The 24,291-nt window shown below is 37.5% G+C and carries 20 protein-coding genes and 1 riboswitch; of the genes, 4 read left to right on the top strand and 16 right to left on the bottom strand.

Translation table 11 applies throughout. The annotated features are described in order from the left end of the window. Window positions 1–23 precede the first annotated feature (23 nt). Window positions 24–1,502 carry an aldehyde dehydrogenase family protein gene (locus MKY08_RS01750; RefSeq protein WP_069512934.1) on the bottom strand — a complete coding sequence of 493 codons (1,479 nt, stop codon included), beginning with the start codon at window positions 1,500–1,502 and terminating at the stop codon, window positions 24–26. 434 nt (window positions 1,503–1,936) lie between these two features. Here MKY08_RS01750 and MKY08_RS01745 point away from each other — a divergent pair, with 434 nt between their 5' ends. Then, window positions 1,937–2,737 (top strand): TIGR00266 family protein, encoded by an 801-nt coding sequence (locus MKY08_RS01745; protein ID WP_069512935.1) that lies wholly within the window; start codon window positions 1,937–1,939, stop codon window positions 2,735–2,737. Window positions 2,738–2,968: 231 nt separating this feature from the next. On the opposite strand, the gene MKY08_RS01740 is transcribed toward MKY08_RS01745, so the two are convergent. From MKY08_RS01740 to MKY08_RS01710, 7 genes are all read right to left on the bottom strand, one after another. After that, entirely contained in the window at window positions 2,969–4,744 is a 1,776-nt protein-coding gene (locus MKY08_RS01740; RefSeq protein WP_069512936.1) for an aminopeptidase P family protein, read from the bottom strand. Beyond that, window positions 4,737–5,849 carry an ethanolamine utilization protein EutH gene (eutH, locus tag MKY08_RS01735; protein ID WP_069512937.1) on the bottom strand — a complete coding sequence of 371 codons (1,113 nt, stop codon included), beginning with the start codon at window positions 5,847–5,849 and terminating at the stop codon, window positions 4,737–4,739. Before eutH ends, MKY08_RS01740 begins: the two co-directional genes overlap by 8 nt. A gap of 58 nt (window positions 5,850–5,907) precedes the next feature. Further along, window positions 5,908–6,504 (bottom strand): XRE family transcriptional regulator, encoded by a 597-nt coding sequence (locus MKY08_RS01730; protein ID WP_256093216.1) that lies wholly within the window; start codon window positions 6,502–6,504, stop codon window positions 5,908–5,910. A gap of 184 nt (window positions 6,505–6,688) precedes the next feature. Beyond that, the gene (locus tag MKY08_RS01725; RefSeq protein ID WP_069513050.1) at window positions 6,689–7,651 is read right to left on the bottom strand and encodes a D-glycerate dehydrogenase; all 963 of its coding nucleotides are present in this window, start codon (window positions 7,649–7,651) and stop codon (window positions 6,689–6,691) included. 415 nt (window positions 7,652–8,066) lie between these two features. Further along, the gene (locus MKY08_RS01720) at window positions 8,067–9,359 is read right to left on the bottom strand and encodes a globin-coupled sensor protein (protein WP_069512939.1); all 1,293 of its coding nucleotides are present in this window, start codon (window positions 9,357–9,359) and stop codon (window positions 8,067–8,069) included. A 320-nt stretch (window positions 9,360–9,679) separates the two neighbouring features. Then, window positions 9,680–10,513: an undecaprenyl-diphosphate phosphatase gene (locus MKY08_RS01715; protein ID WP_069512940.1), complete on the bottom strand. Its 834-nt coding sequence runs from the start codon at window positions 10,511–10,513 to the stop codon at window positions 9,680–9,682. 224 nt (window positions 10,514–10,737) lie between these two features. Further along, window positions 10,738–11,817: a metallophosphoesterase gene (locus MKY08_RS01710; protein WP_069512941.1), complete on the bottom strand. Its 1,080-nt coding sequence runs from the start codon at window positions 11,815–11,817 to the stop codon at window positions 10,738–10,740. A gap of 158 nt (window positions 11,818–11,975) precedes the next feature. On the opposite strand from MKY08_RS01710, the gene MKY08_RS01705 reads away from it, so the two are divergent. Then, window positions 11,976–13,124: an acyl-CoA dehydrogenase family protein gene (locus tag MKY08_RS01705; RefSeq protein WP_069512942.1), complete on the top strand. Its 1,149-nt coding sequence runs from the start codon at window positions 11,976–11,978 to the stop codon at window positions 13,122–13,124. Window positions 13,125–13,661: 537 nt separating this feature from the next. Here the strand turns inward: MKY08_RS01705 and MKY08_RS01700 are convergent. From MKY08_RS01700 to MKY08_RS01685, 4 genes are all read right to left on the bottom strand, one after another. Beyond that, window positions 13,662–15,848, bottom strand: coding sequence for a HAMP domain-containing sensor histidine kinase (locus MKY08_RS01700; RefSeq protein WP_069512943.1), 2,187 nt, complete (start codon window positions 15,846–15,848; stop codon window positions 13,662–13,664). Window positions 15,849–15,863: 15 nt separating this feature from the next. Beyond that, entirely contained in the window at window positions 15,864–16,019 is a 156-nt protein-coding gene (locus MKY08_RS01695) for a hypothetical protein (protein ID WP_176723219.1), read from the bottom strand. Continuing rightward, window positions 15,997–16,689, bottom strand: coding sequence for a response regulator transcription factor (locus MKY08_RS01690; RefSeq protein ID WP_069512944.1), 693 nt, complete (start codon window positions 16,687–16,689; stop codon window positions 15,997–15,999). The genes MKY08_RS01695 and MKY08_RS01690 overlap by 23 nt, the downstream gene beginning before the upstream one ends. Before the next feature lie 101 nt (window positions 16,690–16,790). Beyond that, complete coding sequence (locus MKY08_RS01685; protein WP_069512945.1) at window positions 16,791–17,651, bottom strand: EamA family transporter; 861 nt, start codon at window positions 17,649–17,651, stop codon at window positions 16,791–16,793. Window positions 17,652–17,805: 154 nt separating this feature from the next. On the opposite strand from MKY08_RS01685, the gene MKY08_RS01680 reads away from it, so the two are divergent. Then, complete coding sequence (locus MKY08_RS01680; RefSeq protein WP_024362743.1) at window positions 17,806–18,036, top strand: excisionase; 231 nt, start codon at window positions 17,806–17,808, stop codon at window positions 18,034–18,036. Between the two features lie 61 nt (window positions 18,037–18,097). Here MKY08_RS01680 and MKY08_RS01675 read toward each other — a convergent pair whose 3' ends face one another. From MKY08_RS01675 to MKY08_RS01665, 3 genes are all read right to left on the bottom strand, one after another. Then, complete coding sequence (locus MKY08_RS01675; protein WP_024362742.1) at window positions 18,098–19,084, bottom strand: homoserine dehydrogenase; 987 nt, start codon at window positions 19,082–19,084, stop codon at window positions 18,098–18,100. 409 nt (window positions 19,085–19,493) lie between these two features. Continuing rightward, window positions 19,494–19,880 carry a hypothetical protein gene (locus MKY08_RS01670; protein ID WP_069512946.1) on the bottom strand — a complete coding sequence of 129 codons (387 nt, stop codon included), beginning with the start codon at window positions 19,878–19,880 and terminating at the stop codon, window positions 19,494–19,496. A gap of 397 nt (window positions 19,881–20,277) precedes the next feature. Next, on the bottom strand, window positions 20,278–21,579 hold the full coding sequence (locus MKY08_RS01665; protein ID WP_069512947.1) for an O-acetylhomoserine aminocarboxypropyltransferase/cysteine synthase family protein: 1,302 nt from the start codon (window positions 21,577–21,579) through the stop codon (window positions 20,278–20,280). A 113-nt stretch (window positions 21,580–21,692) separates the two neighbouring features. Beyond that, window positions 21,693–21,806: riboswitch (SAM riboswitch) on the bottom strand. A gap of 155 nt (window positions 21,807–21,961) precedes the next feature. On the opposite strand from MKY08_RS01665, the gene MKY08_RS01660 reads away from it, so the two are divergent. After that, window positions 21,962–22,591 carry a glycerol-3-phosphate acyltransferase gene (locus MKY08_RS01660; RefSeq protein ID WP_069512948.1) on the top strand — a complete coding sequence of 210 codons (630 nt, stop codon included), beginning with the start codon at window positions 21,962–21,964 and terminating at the stop codon, window positions 22,589–22,591. Between the two features lie 60 nt (window positions 22,592–22,651). Here the strand turns inward: MKY08_RS01660 and MKY08_RS01655 are convergent, their stop codons facing one another. Beyond that, the gene (locus MKY08_RS01655; RefSeq protein WP_069512949.1) at window positions 22,652–24,172 is read right to left on the bottom strand and encodes an acetyl-CoA hydrolase/transferase family protein; all 1,521 of its coding nucleotides are present in this window, start codon (window positions 24,170–24,172) and stop codon (window positions 22,652–22,654) included. Between the last annotated feature and the right edge of the window lie 119 nt (window positions 24,173–24,291).

The raw sequence follows: 24,291 nt of genomic DNA, 5'->3' as shown, positions 1-24,291 counted from the left end.
GAACATCCCCTTTCATTGATCTGTTACTTTGTATCGATTTGTGCTCTTTGTAATTTACCGCTGTAGTCAACGTATATGCTCTTCCATTCTGTGTAAACGTCCAATGCTGCCACACCGGAATCTCGATGTCCATTCCCTGTTCCTTTCGTTCCGCCGAATGGCAAATGGATTTCTGCACCTGTCGTACCTGCATTAATATAGACAATACCTGTATCTAAGTCGCGTTGAGCGCGGAAAATCGTATTCACATTTTGTGAGAAAATAGAGCTTGATAAGCCGAATTTAACACCATTATTGACTTCGATTGCTTCTTCTAAATTGGCAACTTCAATAAGAGAGACGACCGGACCAAAAATTTCTTCCTGTGCAATAATCATATGAGGCTTTACATTTGTAAATAATGTTGGCTCATAGTAAAACCCTTTATCATAAGGTGCTTCATTTAAAATTTTGCCACCGGTTAATAAGGTTGCACCTTCTTGTTTACCAATCTGTACATAATGATTAATTTTTTCTAATGCCGCTCTATTAATCACCGGACCAATTTTCACACTTTCATCCAAACCGTCTCCAATAGTTAAAAATTGCATTGCTTCTAATAGACGATTTTCTAATTCCTCTCTTACATCTTTATGCACAATCACACGACTACATGCTGTACATCGTTGACCCGCAGTGCCAAATGCGCTCCATAATATCGCTTCTGTAGCGAGCTGTAAATCTGCATCATCCATAACAATGACAGCATTTTTGCCGCCCATCTCTAGCGAAATTTTCTTTAAATGTTTGCCGCCAAGTTCCGCCACCTTACTTCCTGTTGAGGTAGAGCCGGTAAACGATATGACTTTTACATCGGGATGTTCTATTAGTGCTGTTCCTACCGTTGGCCCTGTACCAAAAACAATATTCGCTACCCCTTCTGGTAAGCCAACTTCTTCAAAAATTTTCCCCATTTCATAAGCCATCATCGGCGTTTCATTTGATGGTTTCCAAATAAATGTATTGCCTGCGACAATTGCAGGGAATGACTTCCATGTAGCGATTGCCACAGGGAAATTCCAAGGAGTTATTAGCCCTACTACGCCTATTGGTGCACGTACACTCATAGCAAATTTATTGGCAAGCTCTGACGGTGTCGTCTCTCCAAACAATCGTCGACCTTCGCCCGCCATATAGTAAGCCATATCAATTCCTTCCTGTACCTCACCTCTTGCTTCTTCAATCACCTTACCCATTTCTTTTGTTAAAACGGTCGCCAAATATTCTTTCTTGTCTTTCATCTTTTGACCGATGGCATATAAATAATCTGCACGCTTTGGTGCTGGCACAAGTGCCCAACTTTTTTGTGCTGCCTTTGCTACAGCTACCGCTTCCGTCACTTCATTTGCAGTTGAAAGTGGTATTGTTGCTAAGTGCTCTCCGTTTGCAGGATTCGTCACTGCTATACTTTGTAAATGCGAATGTGTAACCCACTTACCACCGATATAGTTTTTAATCTCCATTACACACACCCCCTGATATATCTATGATGCCTTGGCTTCTTTGAACACGTCGCGAATGCTTTTACTACAGAAAATATCCGTCGCTATCTATTCGCACTGCATTATATATATGCAGATACAAAATGCCAAAATTCCGAATTTTCATAACAAAGATATGACTCGAATAATAATTTCGAAGCAATGTTAGGTTAAAATATCGGTGGCACTTGCCAAAGGCTTTATCTTCATTTCCAGTAATTTCAACTAGATGATGCATACTTTCACCACTAGTAGAAAAATAACTGACAAAAGATAAATAATACACATTCTAGTTTTTTATATTCGACATTTTCTATCTTATTCCCTTTTTTTCTAAAATTATTAATTATGTAATGAAACTATCCTGCCTAATAATCGTATACAATAACAACAAACGATATTGGAGGAATTACACGATGAATAACCATGAGATCGACTACAAAGTATTTGGAGATGACATGCAATATGTGCAAGTTGAACTTGACCCGCAAGAAACGGTGGTAGCAGAAGCTGGCGCCTTAATGATGATGGATGATGCAATTCAAATGGAAACTATTTTCGGAGATGGTTCGAAAGGCAATGGCCAAAGCGGTCTTATGGGAAAATTACTCGGTGCAGGGAAACGCCTAGTAACGGGTGAAAGCTTATTCATGACAACATTTACAAACATCGGTACAGGGAAACGTCATGTCTATTTCGCGTCTCCTTACCCAGGTAAGATTATTCCAATGGATTTAAGCCAATTAAAAGGGAAAATTATTTGTCAAAAAGATGCTTTTTTAGCAGCAGCTAAAGGCGTTTCAGTTGGTGTTGAATTCCAGAAGAAAATCGGCGTAGGCTTCTTCGGTGGTGAAGGCTTTATTATGCAAAAACTTGAAGGCGATGGTATGGCTTTTGTACACGCTGGTGGGGCAATTCATCGAAAAACGCTACAGCCAGGTGAAGTATTACGTGTGGATACAGGCTGTTTAGTAGCGATGACTTCTGACGTTGATTATAATATCGAAATGGTTGGCGGCGTAAAAACGGCACTATTCGGTGGAGAAGGTATCTTCTTTGCAACTTTACGTGGCCCTGGTACTGTATGGGTTCAATCATTACCATTTAGCCGATTAGCAAGCCGCGTCTTCGCTGCAGCACCGATTTCGCAAGGCGGTGGCGGACATTCATCAGGTGAAGGTGGTATCGGTGGTCTATTTGATATGTTCAATAAGTAACTAGCCAAATAGACCGTGTACTTTCTTTAAAGAGTTCGATTGACCGTAGTCAAACGAACTCTTTTTGTTACGCAGTTGAGGTCCGCTACGTCAAGAAGCTTGGCCTTGACCATCAACGAGTACAATCTGCTAAATAAAAAGCCCAATTGCTCAACGTTACGCTGAGAAATTAGGCTTTTTACTGTTATCATCAGATGGCGATAGGATAGCGTTTTGTCCGCTAAACTTTTTTTATATTGCTTTTGTTTCTTCCATTAGCCATACTCGTTCTTCTTCATTTAAATAAGGAGCTAGCGTAGTATACACCTCTTGATGGTAATGATTTAGCCATTGCTTTTCACTCTCTGTTAACATGTCTTGATTGATACCTGCTAAATCAATAGGACAATACGTTACTGCTTCAAACTTCATAAATTGACCAAATTCTGTTTTCTCAGCCTCTACTACTGACATCATATTTTCAATTCGAATGCCATACTTGCCTTCAAGGTATATTCCCGGTTCATTCGTAATAATCATGCCTTTTTCTAATGGCACATGATTGGTATTGCGGATGCTTTGTGGCCCTTCATGAACATTCAAGAAAAACCCTACTCCATGTCCTGTGCCACATTTATAATCCAAGCCATATTGCCAAATTGGTTGTCTTGCCAAAACATCTAAATTAGCTCCTGTTGCACCATACAAAAATTTTACTGAGCTTAATGCAATAAACCCTTTTAACACCAAAGTAAAATCTCTTTTTTGTTCATCCGTAAGACTTCCTAAAACAATTGTCCGTGTAATATCTGTTGTTCCATCATAATACTGTCCGCCTGAATCAATTAAAAATAGACCTTCATTCTTCAGCGTATATTGTGTTTCTTTATTAGCTTTATAATGCATCATCGCTGCATGGTCTTGATAACCCGCAATCGTATCAAAGCTAGGCCCCACAAATCCTTCTTGCTCTCTTCTGAAATCTTCTAATCTTTCTTCCGCAGCAATCTCTGTAATTTCTTCTTTATCTACAAAGTGTTTTAACCACTTTATAAATTTCACCATAGCTAAACCATCTTTTATTTCACACCATTTTAGATTTTTTATTTCCACTTCATTCTTAATCGCTTTTAAGTTAGTCGTCATGTTAGGACTTTCAATTTTCGTTACATGACTGTTAATGGCATTATACAATCGAATATTTGTTTTATTTGTATCTAAACTAACAGCATCTTCGCCCGAAAGGTTTGCTAAAAAAGTTTCAATTTCATGATATTCCCTTAACGTAATTCCTTCTCCCTCCAGTTCCGATTTAAGCGCAGTAGGGACCTTGCAAGAATCAATAAATAAATAACATGTATGTTCTGCTACGATGACATTCGCTATAGCCACTGGATTGTTCGGTACATCTGCTCCTCTAATATTCAATAGCCAGGCAATATCATCAAGTGAAGTTAAAATATAATAATTAGCGCCTTTATTTTTCATTTCCGCTCTTACTTCATCTAATTTCTCCGCACGTGATTTCCCAGCATAGTTGACGTCATGACTAAAAATCCTTCCTTTAGGAATCTCTGGTCGATCTCCCCATAACTCACCAATTAAATCTTGATCCATTTTGAATAAGATTGCCTTCGCTTTTAAATCTTTTTCCATACTTCTAACCATATCAATTGAAAAAACATTTCCATCAAAGCCCACATTGCTTCCTTCTTCAAGAACATCTGCTAGCCATTCTGTATAAGAAGGTACCCCAGGATCCATCATTCTAAATAATCGGATACCTGAATTTTCAAGTTGCTTGTCAGCTTGAATATAATATCTGCCATCTGTCCATAAACCAGCATCTTTTAAAGTAATGACTACTGTCCCTGCAGACCCTGTAAAGCCTGATAGCCATTCTCTGCCTTTCCAATGTTCTGCTACATATTCTCCCTGATGTGCATCAAAACTTGGAACGATATAAGCATCCAGTTGATGTTTTACCATAAGCTCTCTTAACTTTTCGACTCTATCTCTACTATTCATTATGAATACCTCCATTTTCATTTAAATGAATTTTTTTATTTTCACGATCATACAGCCATAAGGCCAAGGTTATACTAATAAGCCCTGCAGTCAGCTTTGCTACTATAAACGCACCTAGCATTTCCGGAGCTACTTCTGATACAAAACCAAATTGACCCCCAAATACAAATGCTCCACTTACGCCAAAAGCCGTACATACGACTTTTCCTTTAGGGTCCATCTCCTTATATGTTCCAAAAATTAATAGATTACTAGCTAAATTTCCGAGAAGGCCTGCTACTGACACAGCATTCATGCCAAATTTCTCTCCTAATGCGTTAAAACTTTTTTTAAAAATTCCACTTAGCATGGCTAGCATCGGATATGCTCCCGCTAAAATAAATGCAATTTTCCCTACTATAATAGTTGATTCAGATAGCGGTGCTAATCCTGAAACAAGCTTTACACCAAATATCACGTCAATGCCTTGTAATAGTAATCCAACAGTACTTAACGTCACTATAAACTTTCCAAATAGATTAAAAGCTTTTAAAAAAACATGTTGAGCCTTGAGTAATCCAACCCCTAACATAATAGTAAAAACAAATATAGGGATTAGATTCCATACAAGTACAGTGATATTTATTTTTTGCCATAAGCCTGCTACAAGACATCCGATTGGTATAGTAATGATGCCAATTAACACACCTTTAGAAAAATATTTTTCATCCTCTTTAGCAAGCATCCCTAACGCAACAGGTATTGAAAAACTAACGGTGGCTCCTAAAGTAGATGCAATGATAATTCCTGAAAATGCTCCCATCTCATTTGACAAAGCAAGCTTTTCAGCCATTTGAAAGCCTCCCATATCTACAGCTAGAAATGCTGCAGGAATAATGGAAGGGTCCAAATGAAACACTTTACTTATTGGACTAATTTGGGCGGATAAAAAATTCGTTAATACAGGTGCTAAAGACAGTATTCCTATCATACCAAGCCCTAAAGCCCCCATCGTTTTTATGCCTTCCTCAAATTTTTCGCCCAATTTCAGATGATTCCCAGTAATATAATCAATCCCACCAATTACAAAAAAAGAACCTATTAGGTATAATACAAATTTATCCATTTCTATTATCACTTTCTATAAGCTTTATTACTGCTCGCTAGCTGTAGTGTACATCCTACTATTTGAAAAGATAATTAGGTGTGTTAACAGCGATAAGCTTAACCTTTTTATTAGTGTAATTCGCCCAATTGTGAGAGATAGTTGAGTCCATATGAACACAATCACCAGGATACACTTCATGTCGATTACCATTTATGTAAACGGTTAATATACCTTCTAAAACGTAAATAAACTCTTCGCCCTCATGCGTATAAGATAAAATTTCTTCATCTTGCTTTTGAGGTAGAATTTCGATAAGCCTTGGAACAAGTTGTTTATTTTCCAAGTTGGTGCTTAAACTATACTTAATAAATCCACCTTCTACGGCTTCCATTATTTCTTGCTCATAACTCCTTAAAACGATATCTTTCCGCTTATGTGGATAATCAAAAAAATATGTTAAATGGACTCCCAATATAGTAGCTAGCTTTTCAAGTGAATCGACTGCTATCGTAGTAAGCCCCCTCTCTAATTGAGACAAAAACCCAACAGAAAGTTCGCTTCTTTCACTTAACTCTTTCAAAGTAATACCTTTGTCAGTCCTCAATTTTTTTATTTCTATCCCTATATTCATCATCTCACCTATTTTTTCATATTTGTGAATAATATAATACATTTTAATCTGATTCGCAATTAATTATGAAATATATTCATAATAATGAAATTTACCTTATAGACATTTCACTAAATATCTCAAGTAGTATCTGCATGATCAATCTATATTGGCACAAAAAAAGACGCTTGATCCATTTAGATCTGCGCCTAGATTGATTTACTTTCTATGAGCCAAGCTCCATTCGTTAATCAATTCGATTTGAAAGTGGCTTACCCTGCCCGTATGCCATTAATGCATTGACATTGAGCATGAGCATAGCTGTTCTTGTCTTTAAAGATGCACTACCAATATGCGGTAATACAACAACGTTTGGTAAGGTTAATAGTGGATGATCCAATGCAACTGGTTCCTGTTCAAAAACATCTAGACCAGCAGCCCATAGCTTGCCATTTTTCAAGGTATCATAAAGGGCATTCTCGTCAATAATACCACCACGAGACGCGTTAATTAATACCGCATCTTCCTGCATTAAGGCGAGTTCCTTTGCACCAATTAGACCTACCGTATCTTTATTATAGGGTGTCATAATCACAACAAAATCAGATTTTGTTAATAGCTCTTCAAGTGATGCATAGCAAAACCCATACATTTCTTCTGCTTCATGGCGACGTCTACGGTTATGATATAAAACTTTCATATCAAAACCTTTTGCTCGTCTTGCAACAGCCTGCCCAATCCGCCCCATTCCTATTATCCCAATTGTTGCGCCTGATACATCTTTACCAACTAATTGCATCGGGTACCAACTTTGCCATTTACCTTCACGTAAATAACGCTCGCTTTCTGGTATTCTACGTGCTGTTGCTAGCAGTAAACCGAATACTAAATCTGCTGTCGTATTAGTTAACACACCAGGCGTGTTTGTTGCCATAATCCCTCTTTTACGTAATGCAGGCACATCAATATTATTAAAGCCCACTGCTAAATTTGTCACAAGTTTTAAATTGGGGGCGTGTGAAAGCAATTCCTCATCGACTTGATCCGCTATCGTTACCCACAAAACTTCACAGTTTGCAACGGCTGCTAAAAGTTTAGCGCGAGGTATAACGGTCTCTTCTTCCTCCCATTGTTCAATATCATAATGCTCCTCTAAAGGCTCGACAAACTGAGCCGGGAATTTACGTGTAATAAACAATTTCTTTTTCATCATCCAACACCCCTTATTCGTTTCCCCATTTTGCCTATAGCGTAACACTAATATGGGAAGGTCACAAGCAAGCTTTTTCATTGATTTTCTCCACTTAATCCCTTTTTAAAAAGCGGTTTTTAAGTTTTTCGTTCCATCCTCCATTTTAGTAAATCTATCCTTCTGTTCAGGCATTCTATCCGTTTCTTTTAAAAATTCCCCTTCTAAATTTCGAGAGTTCTAGTCAAAAAATATATCTTGTTTTGTATATAGCTCTAATAACATTTAAAGGCATCAAGTAGTTGAACTTAATACCTTTAGTCATGTTTATGCTTTTTTAATCAGAAAATGGAATTTATATCAATCGAATTGGTGTAAAATGGGGTGATTGTCCTACTTTAAACGTGCAGCAAGACGCAAAATGCTACACGTTCAGTTAGAAATCTTTAATGGTCGTATCTAGACGACTCGCAACTCGTTCTAATTCCTCGGAAGATTCTCCAATGGACTCAATGACATTCGCCAACTCCGTTATTTGATTTCCAACATTTTGAAAGTTAACGATAGAGCCCTCCACCGAACCAGATATTGCATCAAAGGCTTTTAATGAATTCAAGTTTTGCTCGATGCTATTATTGACAAGCACTTGAATTTCTTGAATGGCTAGTACAACATGTTTGGTAATCCCATTGGACATACCGATTAATTCCGCAATTTGTTCCACAGATTCTTTCGTTTGGTCTGCCAGCTTACGTACCTCATCTGCGACAACTGCAAAACCTTTTCCATGCTCTCCAGCTCTTGCAGCTTCAATTGCTGAATTCAATGCTAGTAAATTGGTTTGTCCAGAAATATTTTTGACCATTTCAATGACATTATTTATTTTTGAAGAGGAATGATTTAACTCCTCCACCATCATGGCCATTTCAATCGTTTTATCATTGATTTTGCCTGTTTGCTCATTTAACAATACGATTTTTGAATAGCCTTCCGATGAAACCTTTTGCATCATTTTGGCCTCATCAATACTGTCTTTTAAATATGCATTTACTTGCTTTGTACTAGAAATCAGCTCCATCACTGACTCATTTGTATCATGTGACTGTGCCTCTAATTGCGTCGAAATGCCACCCACTATATCCTTTACATGTGTCCGTACACTCATTCGTTGCTCTTCTATTAAAGAATTAGAGTAGTTATTATATTCTTCTAACACAATCTGTTGTTCGAAATTACACATCTTACTTACTGCATCACAATACTTCTCCTCTTCTTCTTTAGACAAATATAAATTATAGACAGTCTTGCGCAAGGATTTTTCTAAGTTTTGAAACGCAGCTAAATACCATTTTGGATATAAGTTAATCTTTACATGCATCTTGCCTACATTTCGCCTTTTTTCTATAAAGGCATTATCTATTCTTCCTTCAAACATTTCAATTATATGGTGGCGAAGTGTTTGACGAAGGCGTTCACTCGAACTGTACTTTTGAATAACATCTCGTAAAGTAGGTACACTCTCAACGGCCTTATAAAATGTTTCAACAATATCCACAACATTTTGCTCGATATATGGCTTTAAACTTTTTATTAACTGCAAGTCCTGTTTTGTGAGATTGACAAGATGTAACTGTAACAAACGTTCCTGATCTTGAATAATTACACCTGTATTTGACACATCATTCATTACAATTGTATTTTGCTTAGGTCTATTTCTAAATTGAAACATCTCTCCACCCCATAAATTAAAATATTATGTCTTTTCTTTTTGAATGTTAAAACCTATTAGCTAAAATAAGTATTATGACCTTTTCTATTATTGATTATAAAGTGTATGCAATAATAGTTACAATAGTTCGGTAAATTTTATCTACTATACCACGATTTTACACACGTTTCACTCTTTTAATATTTCTTTATACCTACTTATTTATATGTATATTATTATTAATTGGATGATATTGATATTTAAGTATTACTCATTCTAAACAAAACGTTCTAAATTCAAAAAAAGCCACTCATTGTTGTGACAAATGAGTGACTTTTTAATTACATAAATATAATAACACTAAGAATTGCAGCTAACACTAAACGATAGATTGCAAATGGCATTAGTTTTACTTTTGAGATAAGTGCTAAGAAAAACTTAATGGATAATAATGCAAATACAAATGAACTAATAAAACCAACTACATAAAACCCTAAATAATCCATTGAAAGCGTATCCCAGTTTTTCAATACTGATACAAGACTGGCACCTGCCATTATAGGAACCGCCATAATAAATGTAAAGTCTGCAGCTACACGGTGACTAATCCCGAAAAGAACCCCACCTGAAATTGTTGCCCCTGAACGAGAGAATCCTGGCCATAACGATAAACACTGTACTAAACCAACTTTAAACGCCATGCCGTAAGAAATCTCATCTAATGAATTAACTTTTGGTCTTCTTGGAGCCAATTTATCTGCAGCAATCATTAAAATTGCCCCTGCAACTAATGCATAAATAACATGCTCTACTTTAAATAGATGGTCGTCAATAAAATCTTTAAAAGCAAAACCTAGCACTATTGCTGGTAACATACCAACAATTACATGCATTAAGTTAAAGCGACCTGTCATCGTTTTTGATTGTCCATCAATATTATAGAGGCCAACTAGACTTAGCATACGCTTCCACATGACCACGATAACCGCTAAAATGGACCCTAGCTGAACAACAATTTTAAACGTATTAGCCGGATACTTTCCTAAAAACTGCTCTGTCTTCAACCACATATCATCGACAATAATCATATGACCTGTAGACGATACTGGTGCAAACTCTGTCATTCCTTCGACAAAGCCTAAAATAAGTGCCTTTAATAATTCTATTATCTCCACATTGTCACCTTACCTTTTAACGTTATTCTACTTTTGTTTTACGCGGGGAAACAGCGCTTCCACAACATAAAGAAATGCCACAGATGATAAAAAGGCTCTTTGTACGTTGCATTTACAATCATCCAGGCTACATTCTTTTGTGCCCACGATATTAACTTAGCTTTAAGCGATTTTTGCACACACCAACTTATTATAAGCTACTCTTTTTTCTTATACTACCTCTTTTACTGAAAAGTAATATCAACTACCCATAGCTCAGAACGGCTTCCTATACGCATTGGTGGTCCCCAAAATCCAAAGCCCGATGAAACAAGTGTATGCATTTGTCCCTTCAGCTTATAACCATAATCTAGTTCAAATACACGTGCCGTAATATACTGATTCGGCCATAGTTGCCCTTTATGCGTATGTCCAGACATATGAAAGTCTACCCCTGTGTGCGCAGGTGTTGTCAAATCATCTGGCGTATGATTCATAACAAACCAAGGCAACTGGTCGTTCATTTTCATAGCTTCAAGATGCTTCCTTTCTTTATTCGTTTTATCTTCTTGGCCTGTTATTATAAACGCATTGCTCACTCGAATTGTTTCATCTCGCAAAATTTTAACACCAGCTTTTTTCATTTCTTCTACAAATTCGGGGATTTTCTTTCCGTAATATTCGTGATTACCAAGTACTCCGTACACACCATAAGTAGCTGTTAGCTGTTTCATTACTTCTGCCATTCCCTCTTGAACAAACCATTTTGGATCATCATCCACAATATCTCCTGCTAAAAAAACCACATCTGGCTCCGCTTCATTTGATAACCTAACAAAACGTTGTAAATGCTTTTTGTTTGATAGCACGCCTAAATGAAAATCCGAAGCAACGACAACACGCATCGAGGATAGCTCACTATCCTTTTGAGGCATTACAATATTTAAATGCCGGACAACTGGAGAGTATGCAAAATAAGAACCGAAAATCCATAATATAAAGAACACAGCAACTGCTAAACTACCAATTATGCGAATATTGTGAAATGGTGTTAGCCACATCACAAGCTGTACAGTTAAACATAATAACAAGCCATATTCAAATATAAACATCCAATAGTTCCCTATAACTGAAAATACGCGTAAAGACTCGTGTAGCCTGCCGATAATAATGCTAAAAGAAACAATATAAAGTAGCAGCCAGTAAAAAATGGGATAATGAAACCAATTCATTGCGACAAGCCATTGCTTGATGCCCCAGCCCAAATAGAAAGTTAAGGCGCTATATATACTTAAAATAACAATACCTACGCTAATTTTTGCCATACGCTAGTCCTCTTCTTTCATATATTCATTGTGATTATAGCATTCCATATAAGAATCGTATTTTTAAAAGCACTTTTATTTTGCACTGTATTTCAGTAACATTATAGATGTACTAGAAAATTTTTGCATAAACGAGCGAATGAAGGGGTGTTGTCTCAATGGGGAAGTACAAATTTGAATCAACAGAACATGAGTTATTCCGTAAAACGTTACGTAAGTTTTTAGCTGAAGAAGCAGAGGTACACTATGATCAATGGGAAAAAGATCACCTTATTCCTCTAGCGTTTTGGCACAAGCTCGGACAATTAGGTTATTTATGTCCTCAAGTCGAAGAAGAGTATGGAGGCCTAGGGTTAGATTTCAGCTTTGGCGTTATTATTCAAGAGGAGTTAGAACGCGTAGGTTCAAGCCTAATCGGTGTCGGTTTGCATAATGATATCGTTGTGCCGTATATCGAGGCATATGGAAGCGCTGCACAAAAATCGCGTTGGCTTCCACAATGTGTAACAGGTGAGACGATTACTGCGATTGCTATGACTGAACCAGGAACAGGCTCCGATTTAGCCAATATCCAAACAACGGCTATTCGTGATGGCAATCATTATATTGTTAATGGTCAAAAGACTTTTATCACAAATGGTATTCATGCAAATTTAGTGGTGGTGGCCGTAAAAACAAACCCTTATGCAGAGAAAAAACATCGAGGTATTAGCCTTATCGTCATTGAAGAAGGAACACCAGGCTTTACAAAAGGACGCAAACTTGAAAAAGTAGGAATGCATGCACAGGATACAGCTGAACTATTTTTTGAAGATTGCCGTGTTCCCGTAGAAAATTTACTCGGTGAGGAAGGAAAAGGCTTCACCTACATGATGGAAAAACTCCAACAAGAACGTCTAGCTGTTGCAATTGCTGCCCAATCAGCAGCCGAAGATATGCTCAATTTAACGGTCGATTATGTGAAATCACGTCAGGCTTTTGGCAAATCCATTAGTGACTTCCAAAATACGCAATTTAAAATTGCTGAAATGGCCACTAAAATAGAGCTTGGCAAAACGTTTTTAGAATCCTTAATTGAAGAGCATGTTGCCGGTCAAGATGTTGTGACAAAAGTTTCGATGGCAAAATATTGGATTACCGAAAATGCACGCGACATAGCCGCCCAATGTATGCAGTTACACGGTGGCTATGGCTATATGGAGGAATATAAAATTGCAAGGCGTTATCGTGATATACCTGTAATGTCGATATACGCAGGCACAAACGAAGTAATGAAAATGATTATTGCAAAAAATATAGGCTTATAAAAGCATTTTCGCTCCGAGGAAATGTGACTATGACAAAAGGAAAAAGTGTTAGATTGATGGCAGTCAATCTAACACTTTTTCTCTGCCTTTGTTGTCCGCCACGGCGGACGCTTTCCGCTCAGCACAGTAAGACCGCAATCCTTGCTAACGCGCGGTTTGTTGCGTCGTCGAGCAATCCTTCACTATAATCAATAAAGCTTCTCTCATAAGAGTGGGTATTTTATCAACACAGCTCCTTTGGCAGCGTATTTCTCCAAAGTATTTCTTATCGCAGACGCTTTGAAGGAGAGGGAGTTTAATGTCACCGCAACAATTTTTAGCATCCTAGAAGTAGGATAGAATAACAAGCAGTTTACTAGTTGATTGGAGTGGAAGGCGCAACACTCCCGTAGGAACAGCACTAGCTGAAAATCTATTTTTGTGGCGCATGCCACAAAAATTAGTTGAGGCCGTGTCTGCAGAAAGGGAGCGCTTAGAACGGAAATCAACGCTTTACTAAAATTTAAGCAGCGGCAAATAGATATGCCGCTGCTTTTTTTACACTGCTGGAATTCGAACAATTACTTTAAATAAATCTCCATCTACTTCTATGCTCATACGCGCTCCGTGCAAATCAACAATAGATTGCGCAATGGCTAAACCTAAGCCTGAGCCCTCCGTATGACGCGAAGCATCTGCTCGCTTAAAGCGTTCAAATAATTCATCAGCATTTTCGCTTATTTCATATTTCGCAACATTTTTCACCGTGAATTCTGCATCACCATTTGCCGTTCTTTTTAACGTAACATAGACACGTGTACCTTCTAATGCATATTTCAATACATTGACGATTAAATTGTCAATCAATCTCCACCATTTTTGCCCGTCCACATAAGCGTATATCGGCTCGTTTGGCATTGTCATACGCAAGTCTAAGCGTGCTTGCGATAAATCCTCCTCATGCTCTCCAACCGCTTGCTGTACAAGCTGTGTAACATCCACACGACTTCGATGGAGCTCAATATTGCCACTCGCCATTTTGGATACTTCAAATAGATCTTCAATTAGCACTTTTAAACGGTCTGATTTTTTATCGAGAATATGAATATACTGCTTACGCTCTTCTTCCGTAATATCTGGATTTTTCAATAAATCAGTATACGTAATGATTGAAGTTAAAGGCGTACGTAAATCATGGCTGACGTTTGTAATAAGCTCTGTTTTTAACCGTTCACTCTTCGCCTGCTCATGCATTGATGTACGAACACCTTCACGTAAGTGATTAAGATTTTCAGCATGGGCCGCTAATGGAGATTTCCCCTTTACTTTCACATCTCGATTAAGTCGCCCTTCTGCCATATCTTTTGTATCTTTCATAATGCGATTTAAATAGCCCATTTTGGATAGGAAGACAACCATTGCTGGGATACCAACAATCCCACATATGCCGAATACCATAACCGGAAATCCTCCGCCCATAGTAACACTCGCAACAAAACTACCACCACCAAAAAAGGCAGCTGCGACCATAACAATTGAATTTAGTGCGATTGACCGATTTAAAAATAAATCAGTCATGGATTCTCCAATTCCCCATAAATAACTGTCTTTTGCATGTTCACTTAGCTTTTCAACAGTATTGACGCGACCATATAACCAAATAACTTGCACGAAAAACGCAACACCAATAGTGATCAAAATCAATGCTTTAAATGCAAAGTCAATTAAAAAACGCACATAATTGTATTGATACATATATTCAATTGCTTCAAATGCAGCATATGAAGCAAACCAATAGATACAGCCAGTAATAAACACTATGACAATTTGGATATCAATGCGAAACTTCGCTAGAGATTCTTTTTCTTTTAGTGCCCCAATCGTTGGCAGCAATTCTTTACGCCCTTTCCAAGCAAAGAATGCCGCAATTAGACTAGATATCCAAATCATAAAGAACATATATTGATTGCGTTTAAATTGGTCATAGCCTCCCATAATTGCTGCAGATTGAGCTGCTTTTTTAGAAATCGTAATCGTCCCAGTGTAATCAGTCATTTCATTCAATACGTCGGATTCGATGTATACATCCGAACCGTATAGTAAATTACTTGAATTGTTACTAATACTTCCCGTTCTTAATGGATGTTGTATATACATTTTTTTGTATACATTACTGTCAGTAATATCTCCTGAACGATAAGTATCACCATCTTCATTTGTTAATTCATAAGAAAAGTAATTATAATTTTTTGCGAATTCTTTTGCTTCATCTTTTACAGATTTTATATATTTATCAATAAGCACGCCCTTTTGCGCTACAATTTTCTTACGAACATATTCATCATCTTCAAAGTTCTTCGTAATATCTTTTATTTTGGCATCTCGCTCATTTTCAAGCTTGGTCTTTAAATCATTGGCATTATTATCAGCTGCTTCTTGAATACGAGATTCATATTGACTTTTTATATTCTCAATTTGTGTGCCAAGTGAGCCATAATAATTTCGATGTTCCTCAATTTCATTTTGCGAAACTGTAATCTTGCTCTTCAATTCCTCTGCGGTTGGTATATTTAACGCGAGCGGTCCTATTTCTGCTAGGAAATTGTCCAGTTCATGTTGAAAGTTTTCGGATTGAAAATAGGATTTCCCTACATACTGATAACCAATTTTTGAAAATGTAAACACACCGAATATAAACCACGTTAAACAAATAAGTGTAAGAAGAGGTTTCCAATTTTTCATCATGTCTTTAACGCTCCTCTAAAAAATTTTTTCAAAAAACTGTAGCATTTCGGAGGAGCGAGCATTGACCATTTGATAGGCATAAATACCGAAATAAATTAGACCAATTACACCTGCCACAAACCCTGCTATCGTGAAATACTTTTCTATTTTATTTTTCCATTTTATAGCCAACGCCCCACACCACCTTTAAGTAACGTGGATTTTTCGGATCCGCTTCAATTTTTTCCCGTATTTTTCGAATGTGGACCGCTACAATATTTTCTGCATTATAAGCTTCCTCATTCCAGACACGTTCATAAATTTCTCGAATCGAAAACACACGCCCTGCATTTTTCATTAATAATTCTGTAATTTTGTATTCAATGGGTGTTAAGCGAACTGGTTCGCCTTCTAATACTACTTCCTTGGCATCTTCATCTAGCACTAACCCATCAATTTCCACCTTCGCAACCCCGTCATTATACGTCCCAAGTTGTACATAACGACGCAATTGCGATTTAACACGCGCCAACAGCTCCAGTGGATGAAATGGTTTTGTTACGTAGTCATCTGCCCCAACAGATAACCCATGAATCTTGTCACCATCTTCAGCTTTCGCACTAAGCATAATAATTGGAATATTGCGTTCTGCTCGTATTTTAAATGTGGCAGTAATACCATCCATATTCGGCATCATAATATCTAAAATAATTAAATGGATTTCATTGTTTTTCAGCTTTTCAATCGCTTCCACACCATCTGCTGCCTTAATAACATGATAGCCTTCATTTTTTAAGTAAATTTCAATACCATCACGAATATCTTGATCATCATCTGTTACAAGAACTGTTAACTTCGTCATGATATACACCTCGCTCTCAATTAATAGTGTACAGTTTAAATCTTAAAAACCAACTAGGATAAAAATGAAGAATTTCTTAAGCTTTTATCTATTGTTCATACTTATTTATTTTTTCTTCCGGTAAATGTTAGAACTACAATTCCTCCAAGCAACATGGCTACACCTACCCAAGATGTTGAACTTAGATGTTCTCCAACTAGCAATACCCCGAGCATGGCCGCAGTCAATGGCTCTGCAAGTGACAACGTTACAGCAGAGGACGAGCTAATTTTCTGGAGACCGCTTAAAAATAATAAATACGCTATGCTTGTACACATAACGCCCATAAAAATCATTGTCCATAAATTTTGCATCTCTGCAAGCCAGCTAAAGCCACTACTGATGGAAAACGGTAATAACAATACTGCACAAATTGAAAATGTCATCGCCACTGCAGGCAATGCTTCTTGCTGCGCCATTAATTGTTTACTCATATTTGTGTACACGGCAAAAGATAATCCTGCACAAACGGCTAGCCCAACCCCACCTAAATGAATAGCTCGATCTCCACTATTGATGAACAATAACATACAACCTGTAATCGTCATAATTGTGGCAATCCCCCATACTTTAGAGGGGCGTGTTTTCCAAAATAACCACTCTAGCATGCCTGAAAACATAGGGGCACTCCCAATTGTCACAACGGTTCCAATTGCTACACCCGTTAGACGGATGGATGTAAAAAAAAGACCTTGGAATAAGGCAATACTTGCGGCCGCTAATATTGTCCATTTCCAGGACCATGTCCGAAAAGAGATTTTACGTAATAACACGACTGCGACTAATAATAATCCTCCTCCAATTGCTGAACGAATCGTCGCTACAGCGATGGAAGATACACCTTTATCTAAAAAAGTTTGTGCTGTCCCTGTCATTCCCCATAAAATAGCTGCTAGAAGAACAAAAAAATATGGATAGACCATTGCTTATCCCTCCTGCCTATAACACGATTACTACTAACTATACAGATTTATCCAAAATCAAACAATTCCCAAATTCCTTTCCTTATATTAATCCATCATTATGCATTCCATTCGAGAGAAGGTATAATAGATACATCAAAAGGAGCGACCGCTTATGTATAAAACCATTGAAGAAACAGCCATTGATCTTGGCATGCCGGAGGAGCAAGTACTACGACTTGTTTATGAAGGACGCATCCGTTCCATATATGATGGTCATCAATTACTAATTAACAGTGCACAATTTAGCACCTATTTTGAACAACTAGAACGGATAAAAGAAGAAATAGAAATTTGGCGTAACACACCCATTCCTGAAGATATTGATGTTAAAGACGAAGACTAAAGACTAAAAGTGCCAGTCACTCAAACAATTCAAAATTGTTTGAGTGACTGGCACCAAATACTTAAATACTCACAACGAACCCAGCGCGTTTTCCGATAATTTCAGCGTAGTCCTCTACCATCACGCTTGCTGTTGGATACATTCCTGCACCTGGTCCTACCAATGTTAATGTACCAATATAGTTTGTTTCAAGCGCAACCGCATTATTAACATCATCTACCGGATAAAGTGGATGCTCTTTATCTACTAGTTGTGGACCTACTTTTGCCACCACTTTACCGTTCGCTAATTTCTCCACTTCGGCTACATGGCGATAACGTAAGCCTTTTTCACAAGCATCTTTCACCTGTTCAGCAGAAATACAATCAATACCAATTACTTCAACATCAGCCCAATCTGGTTGCTCACCAAATGCTAATGCACTTAAAATCATTAGCTTTTTAAAAGCATCTTGACCAGACACATCATTATAAGGATCTGCTTCTGCATACCCTAAATTTTGTGCTTCTTTTAAGGCTTTCTCGAAGGACCAGCCTTGCGCACGCATTTTTGTTAAAATATAGTTTGAAGTACCATTCAAAATACCTTGAATTCGACTTACATCGTTTACAAGCAAAATATTTTTCATCGTTTTGATAACAGGCACTCCACCTGCTGTAGTTGCTTCAAAGCCAACGAAAACACCATTTGCCTTTGCAAGCTCCTGTAACTCTAAGCCACGTTTGGCAAACATCACTTTGTTCGCTGTAATCACATGACATTTATGTTCAACCGCACGCTTTAAATAGCCAAATGCCGGCTCTTCATTGACAATCGCTTCGAATACAACTTGCATGCCAGGCTCTGCCAACACTTCATCCATACTCGTTGTCATTAAATGTGCTGTGCCCGGAACACGTTCACGACTAGCATCCGTTACTAATATTTTTGCTACTTCTAACTCAATGCCTAATTTATGTTTTAGCTCTTCACGCTTTTCATTTAAAATATGATAAATTCCTTGACCTACAGTTCCAAATCCTAAGATCGCTGCCTTTATAGTTGCCATACTTGATTCCCTCCAACGTACATTTCTCCAGTTTTCTCTCTATATAAAGTTTGTGCCTACAAGCACATATTCAAATAATTCAAAATTTAACCTAAAGAAAATTGTAACGCAAATAAATCCATTGCACAAGAAAAATCTTTCTAGGATGGACATTTGTTTTCTCTAGGCGTGCAAAAGAAATCGGTTTCATTGCCTTTATTATACGTTTTTTTAATAAATCTATAATTTTTGAACAAATATTGACGATTCTTTTATAAAAAAAAATGCCTTTCTTCTATTATATATGTACGAAGATACTACTTATAGAATGGCTGTCTTGAAAAGTCGAAACAAATTCAAAAAAACTTAGCACAACAAAAAGCTCATTCCCTATAGCAGTAGAGAATGAGCTAAAAAATATAAGGGAAAGTTAACTTGCTAGTAAAAATAATCGATAACGATATTGTGCTAAAGCTGATTGTACTAGTTTGATTTCTTCCTGTGTAAAGTTCGGTATGGCATATGTGCGCTCGATTAGTTGAAATGACCCGTATTGTAAGTAATACTCTGTCGCAGGTAGCGTAATATGGTTTGTACCATGAACTTTATACTCTTCAAAAACTTCTTTTACTGTATAGCCTTCTTCTTTAGCATATACGATTTCTTCAAAAGCACTATGTCCAAAAGTTTGTTGCCATTTTGATTCAACTGTCGAAAGTAAGTATTGAATGGCCATATTATTTACAAAATGATGGCTTTCATTTAATTCATATATAAGATAAGCAGTTACATTTTGTGCACGATAAATATTTCCCATTGTTAACACTCCTTTTTCGATCAGTTATGGAAAGCGAGAGTAGCTACTGGCTAGGTAGCTACCCCCTTTCATATATATATTCAAAAGTGGGGGAGCACTTATGAAAACAAATTAGCTGTTTTCGCCTAATGAATGGCGGTGAAAGTTTAGTAACATCATCACTTTGTTCAAGGTTGGTAGCCTTTCGAACGTTTTACTTAATCCCTAGTATACAGCATGGTTTTAACCAAGTCAACAATGCTTATAAAATTACTAGGTATTATTTATAAAAAATTTCAGAAAACTCACCGAATGAGGTAAGGATGAATGTCGCAACGTTATACGCATTACCAAATGAGGCATTTCGAATGAGAAAATACGTAAACGCTACAACATAAATCATTGGCTATCTTAATAGTTATGCTTCTACTTTTTGTTCAGTTGTTGTTACTTGTGCAATAGCTTGTTCTAAATCTGCAATAATATCCTCAATTGCCTCTAAACCAATTGATAAGCGAATGAGCGACTCGGAAACACCAGTTTGGATTAATTCCTCAGCAGATAATTGTTGATGAGTTGTAGACGCTGGGTGAATAATTAGTGATTTTGCATCGCCTACATTTGCTACGTGTGAAAATAATTTTACGCTGTCTATTAATTGACGGCCTGCTTCTCGTCCACCTTTAATGCCAAATGTAAGCACTGAACCGAAGCCATTTTTCAAATATTTCTTCGCTAAATCATGTGTAGCAAAATCTTCTAATCCATTATAGTTTACATACTCCACAGATGGGTGGTTACGTAAATATTCTGCAACTGCTAAGGCATTTTCATTATGTTTAGGAATTCGCAAATGGAGCGTTTCTAAACCTTGTAATAAGTTAAATGCAGCATCTGCACTTAATGTTGGTCCAAAATCACGTAGTAATTGCACGCGCAGTTTTGTGGCAAATGCAGCCGCTGCAGTATCAATACCGTATCGTAATCCGTGATAAGATGCGTCAGGTTCTGTAAATCCTGGGAATCTACCTTGAGTCCAATCAAATTTCCCTGCATCCACAACTACACCGCCTAAAGTTGTACCGTGTCCGCCAATCCATTTTGTCGCTGAGTGAACGACGATATCTGCACCGAAGTCGATTGGTGTTGAGCCATATGGTGAAGCAAAAGTGCTATCAATAATTAAAGGTAAACCGTTGTCATGTGCAATTGTAGCTACTGCCTCTACATCTAGCACTTTTAAGCTTGGGTTTCCGTAAATTTCAGCGAACACTGCTTTTGTCTTTTCATTAATGGCAGATCGGAAATTCTCAGGATTTGTTTCATCTACGAAAATTGTTTTAATACCGTAGTTTGGTAGTGTATTTGCTAATAAGTTATATGTTCCTCCGTATAAAGAACTTGCTGCTACGATTTCATCCCCTGCTCCTGCAAGATTTAAAATTGAAAATGCGATAGCTGCTGCACCTGATGAAAGTGCTACTGCTGCTGTACCGCCCTCCAATAAAGCGACGCGTTTTTCAAAAACATCTACAGTTGGATTTGTAATACGTGTATAAATATTGCCCGCTTCTTCTAAAGCGAAAAGACGTTGCGCATGAGCAGTGTCTTTAAATACGAAAGCTGTTGAACGGTACACCGGTACAGTTCGGGAGCCTGTCACTGGGTCTGGCTCTTGGCCACCGTGTAATAGTAAAGTTTCTGGTTTAAAATTCGACATGTTTTCTTCCTCCTAAATGGGTTTTACGATGGTACCGGAGATGAGGAGGATTTATGTGAGAAAACAAAAACCCCCTTCAGTTAAGAAGAGGGTTGCGGTTGCAAGTTTTCCTCCCCTTATCTGCCAGATCCAAGTAAGAATCTGTAGGAATTAGCACCTTAGCAAGTTCGTCACTCACTGGTTGCCGGGCATCATAGGGCCTATCCCTCCGCCGCTCTTGATAAGAGTATGTGATTCAATTTCCATCGTTGTTACACAGTATAAACATAGACTTTTTTTCTGTCAACAGTAAAATTTATTTTTTTCTGAAACTTCTGTCTGCTCCTTTACGTAATAAGAACACATACACTATATAAAAATATAGTTTGAAAGGAGTATTTTTATGGTAAAAGCCATGATTATTTTTATTATTATTGGTTATCTAATCGGCTGTATTCATGGCTCTAAAGTGGCACAGTTTCTTTCTGGAGTAGATTTAAAAAAGACTGGCCATGGCAATGCGGGTGCCTCAAACGCAACGCTTTCTCTTGGATGGAAATACGGCATATTAGTAGCACTTATAGATATAGGTAAAGGAGTTGCTGCCGTGCTATGCGCACTTTACTACTTTTCCTCCAATGCTTCACAATTTACTGAAGTACAAATGTGGTTATTAACCTATGCAATAGCTGCTAGTGTAATACTAGGTCATAACTTCCCGTTCCATATGGGCTTCAAAGGCGGGAAAGGAACTGCATCAATCATAGGCATATTGCTCGCTATTGATTGGAAAATTGCATTATTTGCACTTATGTTATTTGTCATTTTATCTTTAACAACAAATTATTTAATCATTGGTGTGCTTGTATTTTATATTGTTTTTTGTACAGCAACTTACTTATGGATACCTGGGGTTGGACCAACAATGATTTCAATTGTTCTTTTTGGTATCGCGCTCATGTTGCATATTGAAAATATTAAACGGCTTATCCAAGGGACAGAGCCTAAAGTAACATCTGCCTTTAAAAAATAAATTTAAACAAATCAAAGCCTTGAGAGACAACAAACAAACTCTCAAGGCTTTTTTATATCATTATTTTGCAAATGATGGATCTTGCATTGTACCGTTCTTAGCTAAATTGACATGCCAAGAAAGCGCTTTTTCTAAAATATGTGGTGTATGGTGTCCGCCTGTTGCCTCGTTCGCTTCGTTAAAGTACGCCCATAATTGATCCTTATAATCTGGATGCGCACAGTTTTCAATAATACGACCTACACGCTCTTTCGGTGCTAAACCACGCAAGTCTGCAACACCTTGTTCTGTGACAATAATATCTACATCATGTTCTGTATGGTCTACATGCGAAACCATTGGTACGATACTAGAAATTTTACCGCCTTTTGCATACGATTTCGTCACAAAAATACCTAACCGGGCATTACGAGCAAAATCACCAGAACCACCAATCCCATTCATCATTCGTGTGCCAGAAACATGAGTTGAATTTACATTCCCATAAATATCTAGCTCAAGCGCTGTATTTACAGAAATTAAACCGAGTCGACGGATAATTTCCGGATGATTAGAAATTTCCTGTGGACGTAATACTAATTTATCAGCATATTTTTCAAAATTTCCATAAATACGGTTTCCTACCTCTTCCGATAGGGTAATAGAAGTAGCAGATGCAAAGCTTACTTTCCCAGCATCCATTAATTCAAAAACAGCATCTTGCAGTACTTCTGAATAAACTTCTAAATTCTCAAACTCGGAATCTTTGAAACCTAGTAATACAGCATTTGCTACTGAGCCTACACCTGATTGTAACGGGCGTAAACTTGTTGTTAAACGACCTACTTTAATCTCTTCGCGCAGGAAGTTCAGCAAATGATTTGCCATAATATCTGTTTCTTCATCAGCTGGAACAATTGTTGATGGAGCATCTAAAATATCTGAAATAACAATACCTTTTACTTTGTCTAAGTCTAGTGGAATGCCAATTGTGCCAAGACGATCTGACGCATTTAGCATTGGAATTGGATCACGTTTACCTTGTGGTCCTGGTACAAAAATATCATGCACACCTTCTAATGCATCAAGCTGGGCTACGTTTAGCTCGATGATTACTTGATCTGCTTCTTGTACGAAAATCGGAGAGTTACCAACTGAAGTTGTAGGAATTAATAAGCCATCTTCTGTAATTGCAGCAGCTTCAATAATAGCAAAGTCAATCGGACCAATAATACCTTGACGTACTAGTTCCGCATTATGTGATAAATGGGCATCAACATAAGTGACTTCTCCTCTATTGATCATGTTTCGAATACCTGGATCTCCTTGGAAAGGACCACGTTTGCGAATTACACCCGCTTCTGCTAAGTATTGGTCGACTTCTGGTCCAAGTGATGCACCTGTATATACATCTACTTTGAAGCTTTCTGTTTTCGCTTTCTCCACAAGTGCAAGCGGTACCACTTTCACATCGCCTGCACGTGTAAATCCGCTCATACCAAGTACCATGCCGTCCTTAATCCAAGATGCTGCTTCTTCTGCTGTTACAACTTTGTTTCGTAACTGTTCATTACGAAGCTTTTTTGCTAACTTTTCATCCATTCCTTATTCCTCCATCCCACATTTAATTGCTTCAACTAGATTATTTGTCCTATACATCAGTACACCCACAAATGTCAAAATACAGTAGATAAATAATCTGTCGCCATACATAATTTTAC

Origin of the sequence: Lysinibacillus sp. FSL M8-0337 (assembly GCF_038593855.1) — a bacterium.
Classification (GTDB): domain Bacteria; phylum Bacillota; class Bacilli; order Bacillales_A; family Planococcaceae; genus Lysinibacillus; species Lysinibacillus sphaericus_D.
Note: the sequence above shows the minus strand (reverse complement) of the source record. Positions and strands in the feature narration are given on the sequence as shown.